Source organism: Bacillus sp. MC1252, from assembly GCF_056838025.1.
In genome coordinates, this window is sequence record NZ_CM166369.1 from 555218 (window position 1) to 572726 (window position 17509).

The 17509-nt window shown below is 43.1% G+C and carries 22 protein-coding genes, 2 tRNA genes, 1 rRNA gene and 1 pseudogene; 17 read left to right on the plus strand and 9 right to left on the minus strand.

Features of this window, described 5'->3' with window-relative positions; genetic code table 11:
* Positions 1-207 precede the first annotated feature (207 nt).
* Both ACYH0L_RS02770 and ACYH0L_RS02775 read left to right on the plus strand, forming a co-directional pair.
* Entirely contained in the window at positions 208-426 is a 219-nt protein-coding gene (locus tag ACYH0L_RS02770) for a hypothetical protein (protein WP_230031344.1), read from the plus strand.
* 203 nt (positions 427-629) lie between these two features.
* Positions 630-846, plus strand: a pseudogene (locus ACYH0L_RS02775) (GNAT family N-acetyltransferase).
* Between the two features lie 12 nt (positions 847-858).
* Here ACYH0L_RS02775 and ACYH0L_RS02780 read toward each other — a convergent pair.
* Positions 859-1332, minus strand: coding sequence for a GNAT family N-acetyltransferase (locus ACYH0L_RS02780; RefSeq protein ID WP_230031345.1), 474 nt, complete (start codon positions 1330-1332; stop codon positions 859-861).
* Between the two features lie 53 nt (positions 1333-1385).
* Here ACYH0L_RS02780 and ACYH0L_RS02785 point away from each other — a divergent pair, with 53 nt between their 5' ends.
* Entirely contained in the window at positions 1386-1646 is a 261-nt protein-coding gene (locus ACYH0L_RS02785; RefSeq protein WP_099728630.1) for a YesK-like family protein, read from the plus strand.
* Positions 1647-1652: 6 nt separating this feature from the next.
* Here ACYH0L_RS02785 and ACYH0L_RS02790 read toward each other — a convergent pair whose 3' ends face one another.
* The 3 genes from ACYH0L_RS02790 to ACYH0L_RS02800 all read right to left on the minus strand — a co-directional run bounded on the left by ACYH0L_RS02790 (position 1653) and on the right by ACYH0L_RS02800 (position 3276).
* On the minus strand, positions 1653-2192 hold the full coding sequence (locus tag ACYH0L_RS02790; protein ID WP_099728631.1) for a GNAT family N-acetyltransferase: 540 nt from the start codon (positions 2190-2192) through the stop codon (positions 1653-1655).
* Positions 2189-2584 carry a VOC family protein gene (locus ACYH0L_RS02795; RefSeq protein ID WP_099728632.1) on the minus strand — a complete coding sequence of 132 codons (396 nt, stop codon included), beginning with the start codon at positions 2582-2584 and terminating at the stop codon, positions 2189-2191. Before ACYH0L_RS02795 ends, ACYH0L_RS02790 begins: the two co-directional genes overlap by 4 nt.
* A 68-nt stretch (positions 2585-2652) precedes the next feature.
* On the minus strand, positions 2653-3276 hold the full coding sequence (locus tag ACYH0L_RS02800) for a GNAT family N-acetyltransferase (protein WP_230031347.1): 624 nt from the start codon (positions 3274-3276) through the stop codon (positions 2653-2655).
* A gap of 150 nt (positions 3277-3426) precedes the next feature.
* On the opposite strand from ACYH0L_RS02800, the gene ACYH0L_RS02805 reads away from it, so the two are divergent.
* The 6 genes from ACYH0L_RS02805 (at position 3427) to ACYH0L_RS02830 (ending at position 7515) form a co-directional block, all read left to right on the plus strand.
* Complete coding sequence (locus tag ACYH0L_RS02805; protein ID WP_099728634.1) at positions 3427-3978, plus strand: TetR/AcrR family transcriptional regulator; 552 nt, start codon at positions 3427-3429, stop codon at positions 3976-3978.
* An 80-nt stretch (positions 3979-4058) separates the two neighbouring features.
* Positions 4059-4613, plus strand: a complete 555-nt coding sequence (locus ACYH0L_RS02810; RefSeq protein ID WP_099728635.1) for a dihydrofolate reductase family protein — start codon at positions 4059-4061, stop codon at positions 4611-4613.
* Between the two features lie 105 nt (positions 4614-4718).
* On the plus strand, positions 4719-5192 hold the full coding sequence (locus ACYH0L_RS02815) for a MarR family winged helix-turn-helix transcriptional regulator (RefSeq protein ID WP_099728636.1): 474 nt from the start codon (positions 4719-4721) through the stop codon (positions 5190-5192).
* Positions 5176-5799: a nitroreductase family protein gene (locus ACYH0L_RS02820; protein ID WP_099728637.1), complete on the plus strand. Its 624-nt coding sequence runs from the start codon at positions 5176-5178 to the stop codon at positions 5797-5799. The genes ACYH0L_RS02815 and ACYH0L_RS02820 overlap by 17 nt, the downstream gene beginning before the upstream one ends.
* A 17-nt stretch (positions 5800-5816) precedes the next feature.
* The gene (locus ACYH0L_RS02825; protein WP_230031348.1) at positions 5817-6869 is read left to right on the plus strand and encodes an LLM class flavin-dependent oxidoreductase; all 1053 of its coding nucleotides are present in this window, start codon (positions 5817-5819) and stop codon (positions 6867-6869) included.
* 349 nt (positions 6870-7218) lie between these two features.
* Positions 7219-7515: a hypothetical protein gene (locus tag ACYH0L_RS02830; RefSeq protein WP_099728639.1), complete on the plus strand. Its 297-nt coding sequence runs from the start codon at positions 7219-7221 to the stop codon at positions 7513-7515.
* A gap of 42 nt (positions 7516-7557) precedes the next feature.
* Here the strand turns inward: ACYH0L_RS02830 and ACYH0L_RS02835 are convergent, their stop codons facing one another.
* The gene (locus ACYH0L_RS02835) at positions 7558-8112 is read right to left on the minus strand and encodes a helix-turn-helix domain-containing protein (protein WP_099728640.1); all 555 of its coding nucleotides are present in this window, start codon (positions 8110-8112) and stop codon (positions 7558-7560) included.
* Between the two features lie 112 nt (positions 8113-8224).
* Between ACYH0L_RS02835 and ACYH0L_RS02840 the strand changes: the two genes are divergently transcribed.
* Positions 8225-8812, plus strand: a complete 588-nt coding sequence (locus ACYH0L_RS02840; RefSeq protein ID WP_099728641.1) for a LysE family transporter — start codon at positions 8225-8227, stop codon at positions 8810-8812.
* A gap of 4 nt (positions 8813-8816) precedes the next feature.
* Here the strand turns inward: ACYH0L_RS02840 and ACYH0L_RS02845 are convergent, their stop codons facing one another.
* Positions 8817-9368 (minus strand): GNAT family N-acetyltransferase, encoded by a 552-nt coding sequence (locus ACYH0L_RS02845; protein ID WP_099728642.1) that lies wholly within the window; start codon positions 9366-9368, stop codon positions 8817-8819.
* A 126-nt stretch (positions 9369-9494) separates the two neighbouring features.
* Between ACYH0L_RS02845 and ACYH0L_RS02850 the strand changes: the two genes are divergently transcribed.
* Positions 9495-9680: a CsbD family protein gene (locus ACYH0L_RS02850; protein WP_099728643.1), complete on the plus strand. Its 186-nt coding sequence runs from the start codon at positions 9495-9497 to the stop codon at positions 9678-9680.
* 161 nt (positions 9681-9841) lie between these two features.
* The gene (locus ACYH0L_RS02855; RefSeq protein WP_249705205.1) at positions 9842-10504 is read left to right on the plus strand and encodes an O-methyltransferase; all 663 of its coding nucleotides are present in this window, start codon (positions 9842-9844) and stop codon (positions 10502-10504) included.
* 36 nt (positions 10505-10540) lie between these two features.
* Here the strand turns inward: ACYH0L_RS02855 and ACYH0L_RS02860 are convergent, their stop codons facing one another.
* Entirely contained in the window at positions 10541-10861 is a 321-nt protein-coding gene (locus ACYH0L_RS02860; RefSeq protein ID WP_099728644.1) for an AzlD domain-containing protein, read from the minus strand.
* Entirely contained in the window at positions 10858-11583 is a 726-nt protein-coding gene (locus ACYH0L_RS02865; RefSeq protein WP_230031350.1) for an AzlC family ABC transporter permease, read from the minus strand. Before ACYH0L_RS02865 ends, ACYH0L_RS02860 begins: the two co-directional genes overlap by 4 nt.
* 295 nt (positions 11584-11878) lie before the next feature.
* On the opposite strand from ACYH0L_RS02865, the gene ACYH0L_RS02870 reads away from it, so the two are divergent.
* Together ACYH0L_RS02870 and ACYH0L_RS02875 are read left to right on the plus strand one after the other, a co-directional pair.
* Positions 11879-12754, plus strand: coding sequence for a DMT family transporter (locus ACYH0L_RS02870; protein ID WP_230031351.1), 876 nt, complete (start codon positions 11879-11881; stop codon positions 12752-12754).
* Positions 12755-12834: 80 nt separating this feature from the next.
* Positions 12835-13854, plus strand: coding sequence for a S66 family peptidase (locus ACYH0L_RS02875; RefSeq protein WP_482354334.1), 1020 nt, complete (start codon positions 12835-12837; stop codon positions 13852-13854).
* Between the two features lie 99 nt (positions 13855-13953).
* Here ACYH0L_RS02875 and gltP read toward each other — a convergent pair whose 3' ends face one another.
* Positions 13954-15204: a glutamate-aspartate/proton symporter GltP gene (gene gltP / locus ACYH0L_RS02880; protein ID WP_230031353.1), complete on the minus strand. Its 1251-nt coding sequence runs from the start codon at positions 15202-15204 to the stop codon at positions 13954-13956.
* A gap of 370 nt (positions 15205-15574) precedes the next feature.
* Between gltP and ACYH0L_RS02885 the strand changes: the two genes are divergently transcribed.
* From ACYH0L_RS02885 to ACYH0L_RS02895, 3 genes are all read left to right on the plus strand, one after another.
* Positions 15575-15651 (plus strand) — tRNA-Arg (locus tag ACYH0L_RS02885).
* An 11-nt stretch (positions 15652-15662) separates the two neighbouring features.
* Positions 15663-15736, plus strand: a tRNA-Gly gene (locus ACYH0L_RS02890).
* A 177-nt stretch (positions 15737-15913) separates the two neighbouring features.
* Positions 15914-17462, plus strand: a 16S ribosomal RNA gene (locus ACYH0L_RS02895).
* Positions 17463-17509 lie beyond the last annotated feature (47 nt).

A 17509-nucleotide genomic window follows, 5' to 3' on the forward strand; every position in this document is an offset into this window, starting at 1 on the left:
AAGGGCTAAAATGAACTTTATTTTAGCCCTTTGTCAACAATCTGAGACTTTAAGATTGTGGCTTCAGGTGATTCAATGCCTGTGCCATTTTTTTATTTTGATGCAGAAGAATTCTATTTGTTGCAAAGAGTTACTGCATGCCCACAGCTTTTTTATCTATAATGAAAGAAAGAGCACGTTTTGAATGGAAGGGTGATCTTGCATCTCTTGGATCAACAAAGAGCAGCATTGGTGAAAGAGGGAATACGACGGATCGACCCGGCATATCCAGTATTTGTAGATTCGATTATGGATGGCATCATACAAGGAGATCTTTATGTGGATGATGTAGAACAGCCTCTTGTTTATTTTCTCGAGGCAGCATGCGGCATTTATTATGTAGCAGGCAAGGCAGAAGCAGAGCTTTCATTATTGGCTCACACCTGAATGAGATGCAAAGTCATGCGTCTTGTTTTCCATCGACATTTCCTCATCTGCCTGCTTCTCATCAGGGGTATAGGGGAGAAGCGCACGAATGAACAGGTGATCACTGCAAGCAGGGCGTTCTCTCATAGCTATTACGAAACATATTGGGGAGAAACGGCTCGCTTTCTATCAAAGGAATTGGGATTATAACACATGGGGAGCAAGTGGTCAGTGAATGTATCTCCATTTTTTCAAGTGAAGGTCGTGTTGAGTTAGATATTTGGACAGATGAAGCCTATAGAGGAAAAGGGGTGGCATTGTTAGCAGGTCAGCACCTGTCTAGAAAATGGCAGGACGCCGCATTGGGATTGCGATGTCCATCACCTAGCTTCGACCAAACTGGCAGAGAGGCTAGGCTTTCAGTGGACAAAAACCTATTGATTGTTTTATGGCTCATGATGAGAAGGTTTTGAGATACCAAGCATCCATCGCAGAATGCTCTGAGCCTTCTATCGGCTCAGAAAGAAGAGAAAAGCCATATCGTTGATAAAGACCGGTGGCTGCTGTTAATTCACTACGGGTTTCTAAATAACAGGCTTCGTAGGTTGTAGATGCATATCGCAGTGCCGTATCCATCAGTTTTTTGCCCGCACCTTTTCCTTGTGCCTTTGGACTTAAATAAAGCTTTTGTAACTCACATATGCCATCTGTAAAAGGGGCAATGCCTGCGCCGCCCACAATGTCACCATGCTCTTCAGCAACCCAATAGGCTGCATGAGTCAATGACTGATAGTATTCGAAAAGCTGATCAAGGTGTGGATCTGTGTAGGCTGTACCTTCAATCGCAAGATTCGCTGATTCTAGTGACTGGCGAATAATGGCCGCAATATACGGATTGTCTTTTTGTTGAATGGGTCTAATGTTCATTGGGAGAACCTCCATTTTCATAGGATAAAAAAGAGAATAGGAGTTGATGTAACATGTTCTGGCTGCAAACCGCCATTTTTACAATCCTTGTGCTTTGTCTCTCGTGGTGGGTAGGAAAAAGACGCAGATACCGAAATGCTGGGCTGATTCTTCCTATATGTATCACCCTGTTTGGATTGATCTTATTGATCAGTAGTTTCTTCATTGGCAGATGGGAAGGGATAGCGCTCAGTATATCAAGCGTCTCTATTATTCTAGCTTCAATGATTTGTTTGATCATTGTCACAGGGATTCAATTTTTTAAAAAAAGATGACCCTTCTTAAGCAGGGGTATCTCCATTGTTGATTTGATCGTATTCTTCACGCAGAATGCCCATGATGATGACATCTGAATAAGTACCATTGAAATAGAGCGCTTGACGTCTTTTTCCTTCATATTGAAATCCGGCTTTCTCATAGCTGCGAAAAGCTCTTGGATTATGAGAAAAGACTTCAAGCTCAAGACGGTTGAGTTCTAATGTGTCAAAGGCGAATGCTTGTACCATCCGAACAGCCTCAGTGCCATAGCCTTTTTGAAAATGTTCTGGGCCATGAAGTGCAATCCGAAAGCTTGCAGTACGGTTCATCGGGTCAATATCCACAATCGCCGCATCCCCAATCATTTCTTTCGTGTCAAGCAGACAAATAGCGAAATCTCGTCTGCTGTCATCCTGCAGAAAGCGGGTATAGGCTGATTGAATTTCTTCTAGTGTGAACGTTTTGCGTGTGCCAGTCATATAAAGTGTTTCTTTATGCTGGCATCCTCTTTGAATACCGGGATAATCGTGCTCTTCAATCGGTCTCAAAAATAAACGAGTCATGACTGTTCACCCTCCTCTATATATCGAGAGATTTCAATTAAATTCATATCAGGATCACGGATATAAACGGATTCAATTGGACCTAATGTACCAGTGCGCCTGACTGGCCCCTCTTCGATTGGAACGACCTGCTTTCGAAGGTGCAGCAGCAAACTGTCCATATCTAAATCGGTGATAAAGCATAAATCAGCAGATCCAGGAAGGGGATGAGCAGCTTTTGGTTCGAATTCATGACCGTCTTCATGAAGGTTGATCTTTTGTAAACCAAAACGAAGAGCTTTACGGCCTTCTCTAAAAGTCTCTTCTTTCATCCCTAATACGTTTGTATAAAAGCGAATGGTTTCCTCCATATGTTGTACAGTCAACACGATATGATCAAGTCGTCGTATCATCAGTCTCTCCTCCAAGTATGATCATTGATTGAACTGTTTCTATTATATCATCACCTGAAGAGGATACCTTAGTTAATCACAGTTTTATAGCTCCAGCTTTCTAAGAACATTTCCTTTCCGCGCAATACTCTTTCATCAAACTCCACCCACCCATTTTTCCGGTAGAACTGACGATTGGCCTCGCTGTGTGTAATCAGCGTGAACAATCCACCACCTTGTCGAGCGATAAAGGGGAAGAGACATTGTTTTAACATGCAGCTTCCGAGTTTTTTCCCTTGCTGGTTTTTTGCGACGACAAGCGCTTCTAGATACCAATAAGGTTTCTTTAAGGAAAAACACGCTTTTTTTGCCTGTTTTAAAATACTGAACACATGCTGAATGGCTGATATGCTGCCTGTAAAGAGCAGCTTTAACCCACCTGATAAAATATAATCCATGATGCCTGGTTCAGGAAGGTGCGGGTGTTTTAAAAGGGCTGCAGACACAATTTGCTCGTTCTCAACCCCGACAAAACAGATTTGATGCTGAAAATACACTTTTGTGTTGATCAAATGCAGCTGACGGGCGAAAGCAGACCGCTTTGAGACCCTTTCACATAACAAATCAAAAAATGTATAATCCTGAAACGAATCATATAACAACTCTGCCACTTGAGGCAGTTCATCTTCTCTAGCCATTCTAAATTGAAACATCAGTAGGTCCTCCCTTTTTGAACAGATATAGATTAGTGAACATATGTCGACTATAATGAAGAGAAAATCATACGAACATCGGCAATAGCTGATCTCTTGTACAAAAATAGACAACTGGGGCCAAATTGTTCAAAAATGGAGGGCCGTCTCATGAAGGATAGACGAACAATCAAAACAAAAAAGGCGATCAGGGAAAGCTTTCTTGAGCTTTTAAAGGAAAAAGAGGTGCAGCAGATTACAGTATCAGAGCTATCAAGAAAAGCGGATTTAGGGCGAGGTACCTTTTATTTGCATTATCATGATGTGTTTGATTTATATGAACAGCTTGAGAAAGAACTATTCGATCAGCTTGGCGGATTATATGATGAAACCTTTCCAAGTCAGGACCCGCTTGATATGCTTTCCTTTTTAAACAAAACCACAGAGTATTTGAAAGAGAATCAATATATGCTGACGTTATTTGTTAAACCCAATGGTCCAACGACGAATCAATTTAAAGCGTTTTTTAAAGGAAAAATCATGAAAGAGTGGCAGCTTGATCAGCGTCATATTACGGAGAATGAACAGATTGAGGCCTCTTTTGTCGTGTCTGGTGTCGTTGGTGTACTTGAAGAATGGATTCATGAAGGCATGACAGTCGATGCCGGCAAGCTCGCACACAAATTGTACGAGCTTCTCGTCAAGGTGGAACAGGAATCGTAAGAAGAGAGAAAGCAAGGTATCCTTTCTCTTTCCTTTCTGCTACAATAAGAATGTATGTTCTTATTTAGGGGTAGGGAGTGATGAGATTGAGTGAAAAAAGGAAGCTGCTTTTTTATGGGGCGATGAGTATCGATGGTTATTTAGCGAGAGAGGATCACCGTCTCGATTGGCTAATCGGAACAGAGGGCGAAGAGGAAACGAGATATGATGACTTTTATGCGTCAGTCGATACGCTCATCATGGGGCGTAAGACATATGAGCAGGTTCTTAAGCTCTCACCTGATGAATTTCCTTATGAAGAAAAGACCTGCTATATCGTTTCACGCACTTTACAAGATAGTCATAAAGGAACACACATCATTCGCGAAGATCTCTTATCATTTATCACAAGTTTAAAAAATGAAAAAGGCCAACATATCTGGATTGTAGGCGGCGGGGAACTGCTTCAGCCTTTATTAAAAGCAAGATTGGTCGATGAGCTTTTTCTTCAAATCGTACCTGTCATGATTGGAAAAGGAATTCCTCTTTTCCTTCCAACGGATCAGGAATCTAGATTTTCATTACAAGAAGTACAACAATATCAACAAATTGCTGAAATGCATTTTGTCTTAAAAGAAGATCGAAAAGACCACTGAACCGTGGTCTTTTTTCGATGAAACAAACACGTTGACAAGAAAATATCCTAGTGTTAGGATAAATTCATCCTAGTTTTAGGATTTCTTGAAAAAGGAGTAGTTGCCATGGTGCAGCATGAACATGAATTAGATTTAAGGCTATTCCGCGTGTGGTTGAAAGCCTATCAAGCCCTTTTTACAAATATCCAGAAAGACATTGAACGTTATGATATCGGTTTTGAAAATTTTCAGATCCTTGAATTGCTCTATAGTAAGGGGCCGCATCCCGTCCAAAAAATTAGTGACATCTTATCAATCCCAAGTGGAAGTATTACATATGTCGTGAACAAGCTAGAAAAACAAGAACTGGTTAAAAGGCAATGTGCGCCATCTGATAAGCGTGTATTCCATGTGCGGCTTACGAATAAAGGAAAGCAATTGTTTGACGACATTTTTCCTAAACATACAGATGTCATTTCACAAAATCTGTCCTTTATTGAAAAAGAAGAAAAAGAGCAGCTCATCGAATTGCTAAAGAAAATTGGTTTAGGTGCAGAACAACTTCGCGAAAAGGAGAAACAAGATGACACTCAGCTTTGATACATTGGTACGTGAAAGACGATCAGCATCAAATTTTTTGCCGAATATCTCGATTTCGAGAGAAGAGCTTAACAGCATATTCGAAGAGGTCAAGATGGCACCATCTGCTTTTAACTTACAGCATACACAATATGTCGTCGTCCAAACAGAAGGTCTCAAAGAACAAGTAAGAGAAGCCGCATTTGGACAATATAAAGTGCATTCCGCTTCAGCAGCTATCATTGTGCTGGGAGACCCGAACGCTTATGAGCAAGCAGGAAACATATATGAAGGCTTAAAAATGCTTGGCATTGTAAACGCACAGCAATATGAAGAAATGGTTAGAGAGACGATGAGCTTTTATGAGCAGAGAGGGGCGGATTTTCAGAAGGAAGAGGCGGTCCGCAATGCTTCATTATCTGCCATGCTGTTTATGCTCGCCGCCAAAAACAAAGGCTGGGATACCTGCCCCATGATTGGTTTTGACCCTGAAGCAATGAAAAAGGTTCTGAACATCGAGTCGGATTTGGTTCCTGTGTTAATGATCACACTCGGAAAAGAAAAAGTAGAAAGCAGACAAGCGAGAGGCTACCGAAAGCCTGTCTCTGAATTTGTGACATATTTATAAGATAGGGGGTTCCATCCATGGAACTAGGAATTAGTACATTTGTAGAAACAACACCTGACTTTCAAACAGGAAAAACAGTCAGTCACGCACAGCGTATTCGAGAAGTAGTAGAAGAAATTATTTTAGCAGACCAAGTAGGTCTTGATGTATTTGGAGTAGGTGAGCATCACCGGGAAGATTTCGCTGCATCGAATCCAGCGGTCGTATTAGCGGCTGCGGCAACGCAAACAAAGAATATTCGCCTGACGAGTGCAGTGACAGTCCTTTCATCGGCAGATCCTGTTCGTGTATTTCAGGATTTTGCTACATTAGATGGACTATCTAACGGACGTGCAGAGATCATGGCAGGCCGTGGATCATTTATTGAATCATTCCCGCTCTTTGGCTATGACTTAGATGATTATGAAGAATTATTTGAAGAAAAACTAGATTTACTCCTGAAATTACAGCAGTCAGAGCGTGTGACGTGGAGCGGAAAGCATCGTCCAGCCATTCAGGATGTTGGGGTATATCCAAGACCTGTTCAAGATCCACTTCCAATCTGGATTGGCAGCGGGGGGAACCGTGAATCCGTCGTGCGTGCTGGATTATTGGGGTTACCGCTTGTACTCGCGATCATTGGTGGCAGTCCTAGACAGTTCGCACCGCTCGTTCAGCTATACAAGCAAGCGGCTGTACATGCTGGACATGACCCGGAGAAATTAACTGTGGCGTCACATTCGCATGGATTTGTTGCACAAGAAACAGAACTGGCAGCAGATCAATTCTTCCCTTCCACACAGCATGTCATGAATACATTAGCGAGAGAGCGGGGCTGGGGACCTTACACACGTTCTACGTTCGATGCAGCGAGAACATTAGAAGGCGCACTGTATGTGGGAGATCCAGATGCAGTAGCTGAGAAAGTGATTCACCTGCGAAAAAATGTTGGGATCACACGATTTATGCTTCATGTACCAGTTGGTTCAATGCCGCATGATCAAGTGCTAAAAGCCATTGAGTTATTTGGAAAAGAAGTGGCTCCTAAAGTAAGAGAAGAGGTTGCTCGCTGGGAAGCAGAGCAAGAATAAATAAAAAGGTCGATCAAGTGAATAGGCTTGATCGACCTTTTCTTATGCTTAAGGATCAATGACACATGGTTTCACTGTAGGGCATGAGGCAGCAGAAGCAAGTGGTGTAGTCGTCAAGGTGAAGAGGAAAACAAGTTGAAAACAGATGAGCCATTTTTTCATGAAATCACCTCCGTCGTCAATTGTTTCACTAGAATGAGATAAGGAGAAAATCATAGAAGTATGTAAATCTCTCTATCCAGCATAAGACAATCATATCATAATTTTCAAAAAAATGAAAAAATAACTTACTAAAGTTCTAAATTATGGTAAAGTTAATATGTTCAACAAAAAAGGGAGGGATTTTTTTATGAAAAAGGTCATATCTTCTGTTTTGGTTGGGGCAATTGTTTTAACGGGTGCTGGGGTCACAACTGCTCCTCCGGTGGAAGCAAAGGAAAAAGCAAACAGTGAAATAACGGTTCAAGCAAGTCGAACTGTTTCAGAAACGAGAACATATACGACGTCAAACATCCCATCAAGTATTACATATGCAAAGGATGGCTGGGTCGGTATTTTATATCAATCTTCCATTGAAGAATTAGGCTTAGGAAAATACAGAGTCACATTTACTGGAACTGTTGTGAGAGATCCAGGGTTTCATTAAATAAAACGTAAAGCTGACAGGTGGACAAGCCTGTCAGCTTTTTTAATGGGGATAATAAAGAATCATTTGCATCCGTACCATCTGTTCTCCTGATTGCTTATACTCATGGGCACGGTCAGCTTTAAAGCGAATTGAGTCGCCAGCTTTTAATATGTATTGTTCGTCACCGATAGATACATCAAGCGCTCCCTCAAAAACGGTGATCAATTCCTCTGTTCCTCCAATGTGTTCATTCGCACGTAACGACCCGCCAGGATCAATTTCTACCTGGTACACTTCGAATTTCCCCCGATCATCAAAGGGAAAAGTCGTATACACACGATATCTTCCATCGTCCTCAGTTAAAACCTGTCCATCCTCTTTACGTACCACCTTGATTTCAGGCTGCGGTGCGTAGATGAGCTCACTAAAAGACACCTTTAATCCATTGGCGATTTTCCACAAAGTTGTGATGGTAGGTGTTGATTCTCCTCTTTCGATTTGTCCAATCATTGTTTTGCTCACACCAGTTAATTCTGCCATCTTTTCGAGGCTTAACTTTTTTTGATCTCTAAGCTGCCTCACATTTTTAGAAATAATCGATTGTACGTCTTCCATGAAAAAAGCTCCTTTCTGTATTTACTTTATAAAGACCAAAAGGTACAATAAAACGTAATATACGTGATGAAGTAAATATAGTCTAAATAACGTATAAAAGGGAGGCGGCAACTTGATTCTTTCTATGTTGATCTATGCTTTTGTCACCAGCTTCACCCCCGGGCCAAACAACATCATGGCCATGGTCTTTACGAATAAATATGGGGTCAAGAAAACATTTCGATTTTGTTTAGGTGTTGGTATCGGGTTTTTCGTCATTTTGTGTTTGAGTTGTTTCTTCAATATCATTCTATATCAAGTCATGCCGAAAATAGGCTGGGTCATGGCTTTCATCGGAGCTGGGTACATGATCTATTTAGCTGTCAAAATCATGAAAAGTAAAGGCGGCGATGACGAAACACTTGACCGCTATAATGATTTTATCCCAGGCATGCTGCTGCAATTTATCAACCCGAAAGCGCTTTTGTATGGGTTAACGGTGATTTCAACATTTGTTTTGCCAAATGGACAGTCCAGCGTGCAGTACATATTATGGACGCTGATTCTTGCACTCATTGGATTTTTAGGCACGTTCAGCTGGAGTCTGTTCGGCTCTTTATTCAAGCGTTTTTTGACTGTTTATCAGCGGCCGTTCCAGTTTGTCATGGGGCTGCTCCTGATATACAGTGCTATTTCGATGATATGGGGCTATGTCATGTAAGCGGTCAGGAGACCGGCCGCTGCCTGCCCATCACAACAGTATCATCATACAGTCCGTCTGCCAGTCGTTTATCGTTTTTTAATACCCCTTCAATCTCAAAGCCATGGTGTTCATATAACCGAATGGCTTTTTGATTGGTTTCCAGCACGTGAAGTGAAATCTTTTGAATGCCCTGCTTATCTGCCCAGTCAATAGAAGCGGCTAAAAGCTCTTTGCCGATGTGATAGCCCCAAGCATCCTTCTGTACGGCGACGCCAAACGTTACTTTGTGAGCAAAGCGCTTGAGTGAATGCCCTTCGCATCTTGAAAAGCCTACAATCTCTCCTTCGATGTCAGCGACCAAAAATAAATGCCGGCTTTGCTTGGAATCCTCTTGAATGAAAGCTTCAAATCCTTTTTCATCTAGAAAGGCTTCGCCTGGTTCACGGTCTAAATATTCTGTTTCACCATCGATTTTCAGTCTGAGAGCAGACAACTGTTTGGCATCTGCTAACGCTGCAGATCGAATACGATAGGTCAAATCACGAACTGTGAATATGTTTTCAGATAGGATCATTGAACAGAGCACCAACCCTTCATTCCTTTATGTCTATCATACCTGAAACGGGTACATAGCACACTCAGATGTTTTTTATCTTTCAAAAAGGCTAAATGAAAAGTATCAAACGTGGAGGTGGGACAAATGAGTGAAGAAAAAGGACATGTGGATAAAGCGAAAGGAAAAACAAATCAAGTCAAAGGTCAAGTGAAAGAAAAGCTTGGCGAAGCAACAGATCATCAAAACCTGAAAGCAGAAGGGAAAAAGGATCAAGCAAAAGGGAAGCTTCAAGATAAAAAAGGTGACGTGAAAAATAAACGAAACCAGTAGCTTTCCGAAAAGTGTGCGAACCATTTGCAGTTTGCCTCATGTCTCCATGATCACATTCCTTTCATCAATCAAATGAATAGATATGTGAAAAGAATTGATTATACGTTCTCACTACTGTCATGTAGACTTGAGATAGAGGATGATCAAGGGAGATGGATGAAATGGAGCAAGTGTGGGGGAAAGTTGACGCGTATATCACAGACAAATTGATTCCTAAAGATGACGTATTGGAGCAAGCTCTTACCAAGAATAAACAAGCGGGGCTGCCAGAAATTGATGTGTCTCCAGCCCAAGGAAAAATGCTTTATTTATTAGCAAAAACCAAGAATGCAAAACGTATTTTAGAAATCGGGACACTCGGTGGATACAGTACCATTTGGCTGGCGCGAGCTCTTGAAGAGGATGGGGAACTCATCACATTAGAGGCTGTCAGCCATCATGTAGAGATCGCACAGCAAAACATCAGCAGAGCGGGCTTATCGGAACGGGTGATCATTTTGCAAGGAAAAGCATTAGATACGCTACCGCAGTTAAAAGAGAGGGATACGCTTCCGTTCGATTTGATTTTCATTGATGCAGATAAACCAAACAACCCGAAATATCTGAAGTGGGCGTTACACTTCTCAAAAAAGGGAACAGTCATTATTGCAGACAATGTCATCAGAAATGGAGCAGTCCTTCATGCCTCTGATCAGGATGAACGAGTGAAGGGAACGCGTGAATTTTTCGATTTACTCAAACAAGAGCCAAGAATTGAGGCAACAGCTATTCAAACTGTTGGTGAAAAAGGCTATGATGGGTTTGTATACGGAATCGTAAAATGAAACAAAGCTTAACCGCATGCGGTTAAGCTTTTTCTTTTAGAAAAACCATCTGGCAGTACCCATCAGCATAACCCCAATCAGAACAGTGAGTGATAAGCTTTTTGTCCAAATAGCGATCAGCACAGTCGGAACCAAGACCGCAAGATACATCCAATGAACGGTGACGCCTGTTGTAGTATGTATGAAAAGATGCTCTGCAATCAACGCAGTAAATATACAAATTGGGATAAACGATAACCACTTGAGTACGACTTCAGGCAGCTGGATACTCCGTACAAATAAAAATGGAACGACCCTTGGAATAACTGTCACAATCATACAACCAAGAATCAGCCATATCATAAAGCTGCTGATCATTTATCTGTCACCACCCCAATGGTTGCGACAATCACGGTTGCTAACAGAACTGCCACGTGCGAAGGAACAAAATGAAGCAGAATAAACATCGCAACAACCATATACAAAACAAGCGACAAGCGATGGGTTAACTTATTTTTTGGCACAGTTTGCAAAGAAAGGATCAAGAGCGCAGCAAACATGGCAGATAGGGCAAAATCAAGACCAAGCGCTTCAGGATTTGAGATCCAATGACCAAAAATGCCGCCAAGTGTACAGGCACCAATCCAGCACAAATAAGCTGTTAAGTTCAGTCCATGCATCCAGCGGTTGTTCAGTTTTCCTTGCTGCGCAAATTTGTTCATCGCTACGCCAAAGGATTCGTCAGTCAGTAAAAGACCAAATCCGATATTTTGCTTCAAAGAGTAACGTGTAAAGTGAGGGGCGAGCGTTAGACTGAGCAATAAATGCCGCAGATTCACAATAAATGTGGTGAAAACAATAGCGGAAAGGGGACTCCCTGTTACAAGCAGTGCACAGATGATAAACTGCGAAGCACCTGCGTAAATAAAAATAGATAAGAGCGCAATGTCCCATATACTTAACTGTGCGCTAATTCCAACAATTCCGAAGGCAAACCCAATACTCATATAACCGAGCAGAGTTGGCACACAATCTTTTATCCCCTCGAGAAACGGTTCGTGTCCCGCGCTGGGAATATGTTTCCTAGCTTCAATATCCAACGATCTCTACTCCTTTTTTCGTGAACACCTATAGTTTTACTTACTATATGAAAACGAATTCAGCGTGTCAATCCCTATGTATCTTCTATTATATGAAGAAAGATGGTGATAAATAAGGATTGAAGTGAATCAAAATTTGTTATAAAGTATCAGAAAATAAAAACAATTGGGGTGACGACAATGCTATGGAAGCCTTTATTTGAACATGATGTACCAAATACCCTCCGTCCATAACGGAGAGTGATCTCCGTTTGTGGATATGGCGATGAATATATCCAGTAACGGAGGGAAAAGGATGAATGAAAAATATATAGGTGCTCTTTACTTAGCAATTGCTGCAAGTATTTGGGGCGGCATGTACGTTGTTGTAAAAGTAACAGTAGCGGTTGTTCCGCCACTTGAACTCGTATGGATGAGATATGCAGTAGCAGGAGTCGTTTTGGTGTTCACCATATGGCGATTGGGTTATTCTTTTCGATTAGATAAAAAAGACATCCCGCTCATTGCAGCGATTGGGCTGATTGGAAATGTTCTTTCGATCGTGACCCAAGAAATTGGCACGATGTACACATCTGCCCAAATGGGGGCGGTCATCACGTCTGCAACGCCTGCCTTTATGGTGCTTTTCGCGTTCTTTCTATTAAAAGAATCAATCACTGTGAGAAAATGCGCGTCCATCCTGCTTGCTACAGTAGGTGTACTCACAATGATTGGACCAGTCGCAGTGCAAACAGATGAATTTGCTGGAGGTCTCTCATTGGTCATCGCTGCTTTAACATGGGCGCTCATGTCTGTTCTACTGAAACGGGTTCCAGGAAAATACCCTCAGGTGGTCACAACAACATATGCGATCATCATTGCATTCATTGTCTTAACACCGCCTGTTCTATTTCGCTTACCACATTTAGATGTGGGGCAGATGGCAAGGCCTGAAATTTGGGGCGGTATTCTCTATCTTGGCATGATCTCGACAGCCCTTGCTTTCTTTCTGTGGAATAGGGGGCTTCAGCTCATGGATGCCTCAAGCGGTGGACTGTTTTTCTTCTTTCAGCCTATCGTAGGTGCAGTTCTTGGCTGGCTGCTTTTGGGAGAAGAGATGGGGATGCGCTCTTTCATTGGGATTCTATGTATCTTTGCAGGTGTCTATACTGTGCTGCGGCAAAAGGAATAAAATGAGATGTCCCTTGGAAAAGGGGCATATTCTTTATAATGAATAGGATGAGAGATGAATAGTGGAGGGAGGTGGACAAGATGATACAGTATCCGCATTTGCAAAAAGGACAGACGATTGGCGTCACAGCCCCTTCCTCAGGTGTACAGTCATCTTTGCATGAAATGTTCCATCTGTCATGCAAGCGGATGAAAAAAAGAGGCTATGATGTCATATGTGGAGAGACGGTATGGCAGCAGGAAAAGGCAAAGTCAGCCCCTTCCACAGAACGAGCAAACGAGCTCCAGAACATGATGACATGTGATGAAATTGACCACATCATTCCGCCGTGGGGCGGGCAGCTACTCATTGAAGTGCTAGAGCATCTTGATTTCTCATCGATGCAAAAAAAGTGGATTCTTGGTTACTCGGATACGAGTGTACTCCTTTTGGCATTCACATTAAAAACTGGCATTGCCACAGCGCATGGTCCGAACTTTGTGGATCTCCAAGGTGAAGAGCTTGATCAGACGACTGCCATGTGGGAAAAAGTGCTCGCCACTACAGGGGAGATGAACATTACCCAGTTTTCTTCATCTATGTATCAAAAGGAATGGCAGTATGATCACCCGAGTAAACATGTCTTTCATTTAACAGAGCCAACCGTATGGCGTACGGTTAATCCACACGAGACGACGGTGAAGGGAAGACTGCTGGGTGGTTGCATTGATGTCATACGTCATTTAGCAGGAACACCTTTTGGAGATGTGAAGGCTTTTCAAGAAACATTCCTTAAAGGTGAACCGATTCTATGGTATTTCGAAAACTGCGCATTAAATGCTGCGAGCATGAAGAGATCTCTTGTGCAATTAAAATTAGCAGGGTGGTTTGATGACTGCTCTGGGATCATGTTCGGCCGGAGCGCAGTGGATGTGCCTGTGGAAGGATATGAATATACGGATCTATATGAAGAATTACACAAGGAATTACAAATCCCGATTGTTTATGATATGGATTGTGGACATGTTCCGCCACAAATGACCATCATCAATGGAGCGTACGCAGAAGTGCAGATTCAAGACGAAGGCAAGGCAGTTCTGAAGCAAACATTTTTACCATAAGAAAAGGAAAGGGCGGACCCTTTCCTTCAGATTGTTGACAAAGGACTAAAATGAAGATCATTTTAGCCCTTTGTCTTCTTTTCAGCGTGATAGAAGACATTACATCCCTTTAGTTTCCTCACCTGCTTTTGGAACTTCCCATGCAGACTCACGGAATACTTTTTCCCATTTAGATACGACAATACATGCAACTGCATGCCCTGGTACATTCACGCCAGTTCGTGCCATATCCATAATTCTGTCAACACCGGCGATAATGGCGACGCCTTCCGCTGGAAGACCTACTGCGTGGGCCGTTGCCAAAAGAACGACGAGTGAACCGGATGGCACAGCTGCAATGCCTTTACTTGTTAATACAAGGACAAGCATCATGAGAAGCTGCTGTGATAGACTCATGTCGACGCCAAACGCTTGTGCGAGAAACACACAGGAAACGGATAAATATAAACTTGACCCATCACAATTCAGAGAAAGACCAGAAGGGATCACGAAGGAAACGATTCTTTTTGGACAGCCGTATTTCTCCATCCGTGACATAAGTTGAGGAAGGACAGTTTCTGTACTTGTAGTGGAAAAGGCAACTAAGAACAAATCCCAAATCATTTTTAATACTTCGAAGTAGTTAAAACGGAAGATCAGTGCGACAAGAGGGAACAAGACAAATAGAATAATGAATAATCCTAAGAATACAGTCCCGACAAGCTTCATCATTGGGATTAATAAAACGATGCCATATTGGCCAACAGAAGCAGCCATTAATGCAAGAACCCCAATAGGTGCTGTCACCATCACCATTTGCGTTAGCTTAAACATAATTTGTGCCACTGATTCAAAGAAGGTTAGAACAGGAGCGGATGCTTTACCGATGCCGCTTGCGGCTACACCAAATAAAATAGCGAAGAAAATGACAGCAAGTAAATCATTCTGAGCCATGACATCGACGATATTGGTTGGAATGATATTTAATACCATTTGCTTAAAGTCAACGACTTTCTGAGTATAGCCATCTAATTCCCCAATATCTTTCTTAGCTAATTTAGAGAAATCAAGTCCAACGCCGGGCTTTAGGACATTAGCCAATAATAGACCGATCCCAAGAACGATGGTTGTGATGACCTCAAACCAAATGATCGTCTTTAATCCGAGGCTACCCATTTTCTTCATGCCGCCGCTGCCAGCCGCACCGATCACAATAGTAGAGAAAACGATAGGAACAACGATCATTTTAATCAATCTAATGAAGCCATCACCAATTGGCCGCAGTGCCATTCCGAAGTCAGGGAAGAAATGGCCGATAAGAGCTCCTATCACCAAAGCGATCATGATTTGAAAAGCGACGAATTTTTTCATCATCTCCTACCTCCTTTAAATGCTTGGAAAATATTAAGAATTTTCCAATAAATAAAAATTCTAGGTGGTCATGTTTTGTCCTCCTTTGGATTTAGAAAGATTTTATTTAAGAATGATTGATATTATGAAAGAAGAGAAGAAAAATAGGGCTATCGCATCTCTATTTATATAAGAAAAAATCACTTCTTAAAAAACATTAAACTTTTTCACAAAAATGTATTGACCCATTTATATGATCCGTGGTATATTTTTATTCGTCGCTGATGACGCATTTGAAACACAGACGTTCAAACGCATGTGACAAACAAATCTCAAAAAGATGTTGACTTAATAAAAATGATATGTTAAGATAATTAAGTCGCCTGATTAAGCGCCCGTAGCTCAATTGGATAGAGCGTTTGACTACGGATCAAAAGGTTAGGGGTTCGACTCCTCTCGGGCGCGCCAATACAAACCACGCGGGTGTAGTTTAGTGGTAAAACCTCAGCCTTCCAAGCTGATGTCGTGAGTTCGATTCTCATCACCCGCTCCATTTTGAAAAAAATGATCTTTGAAAACTAAACAAGACAAAACGTACCTGTTAATTCGAGTTTTTATAAAAAATCCTATGATACATCATAGGTAGTCAGTCAAGCTGACGAGGCAGGAAGGATCACATACTAAGTTCGCTACATCGTGTAGCAACGCATGTGTGATATGCATCCTGCATACCTCGGAGAGTTTGATCCTGGCTCAGGACGAACGCTGGCGGCGTGCCTAATACATGCAAGTCGAGCGGACAGAAGGGAGCTTGCTCCCGGATGTTAGCGGCGGACGGGTGAGTAACACGTGGGTAACCTGCCTGTAAGACTGGGATAACTCCGGGAAACCGGAGCTAATACCGGATAGTTCCTTGAACCGCATGGTTCAAGGATGAAAGACGGTTTCGGCTGTCACTTACAGATGGACCCGCGGCGCATTAGCTAGTTGGTGGGGTAATGGCTCACCAAGGCAACGATGCGTAGCCGACCTGAGAGGGTGATCGGCCACACTGGGACTGAGACACGGCCCAGACTCCTACGGGAGGCAGCAGTAGGGAATCTTCCGCAATGGACGAAAGTCTGACGGAGCAACGCCGCGTGAGTGATGAAGGTTTTCGGATCGTAAAGCTCTGTTGTTAGGGAAGAACAAGTGCGAGAGTAACTGCTCGCACCTTGACGGTACCTAACCAGAAAGCCACGGCTAACTACGTGCCAGCAGCCGCGGTAATACGTAGGTGGCAAGCGTTGTCCGGAATTATTGGGCGTAAAGGGCTCGCAGGCGGTTTCTTAAGTCTGATGTGAAAGCCCCCGGCTCAACCGGGGAGGGTCATTGGAAACTGGGAAACTTGAGTGCAGAAGAGGAGAGTGGAATTCCACGTGTAGCGGTGAAATGCGTAGAGATGTGGAGGAACACCAGTGGCGAAGGCGACTCTCTGGTCTGTAACTGACGCTGAGGAGCGAAAGCGTGGGGAGCGAACAGGATTAGATACCCTGGTAGTCCACGCCGTAAACGATGAGTGCTAAGTGTTAGGGGGTTTCCGCCCCTTAGTGCTGCAGCTAACGCATTAAGCACTCCGCCTGGGGAGTACGGTCGCAAGACTGAAACTCAAAGGAATTGACGGGGGCCCGCACAAGCGGTGGAGCATGTGGTTTAATTCGAAGCAACGCGAAGAACCTTACCAGGTCTTGACATCCTCTGACAACCCTAGAGATAGGGCTTTCCCTTCGGGGACAGAGTGACAGGTGGTGCATGGTTGTCGTCAGCTCGTGTCGTGAGATGTTGGGTTAAGTCCCGCAACGAGCGCAACCCTTGATCTTAGTTGCCAGCATTTAGTTGGGCACTCTAAGGTGACTGCCGGTGACAAACCGGAGGAAGGTGGGGATGACGTCAAATCATCATGCCCCTTATGACCTGGGCTACACACGTGCTACAATGGACAGAACAAAGGGCTGCGAGACCGCAAGGTTTAGCGAATCCCATAAATCTGTTCTCAGTTCGGATCGCAGTCTGCAACTCGACTGCGTGAAGCTGGAATCGCTAGTAATCGCGGATCAGCATGCCGCGGTGAATACGTTCCCGGGCCTTGTACACACCGCCCGTCACACCACGAGAGTTTGCAACACCCGAAGTCGGTGAGGTAACCTTTATGGAGCCAGCCGCCGAAGGTGGGGCAGATGATTGGGGTGAAGTCGTAACAAGGTAGCCGTATCGGAAGGTGCGGCTGGATCACCTCCTTTCTAAGGATATATGGAGCAGCGTGCGTTTTGGTCTTGTTTAGTTTTGA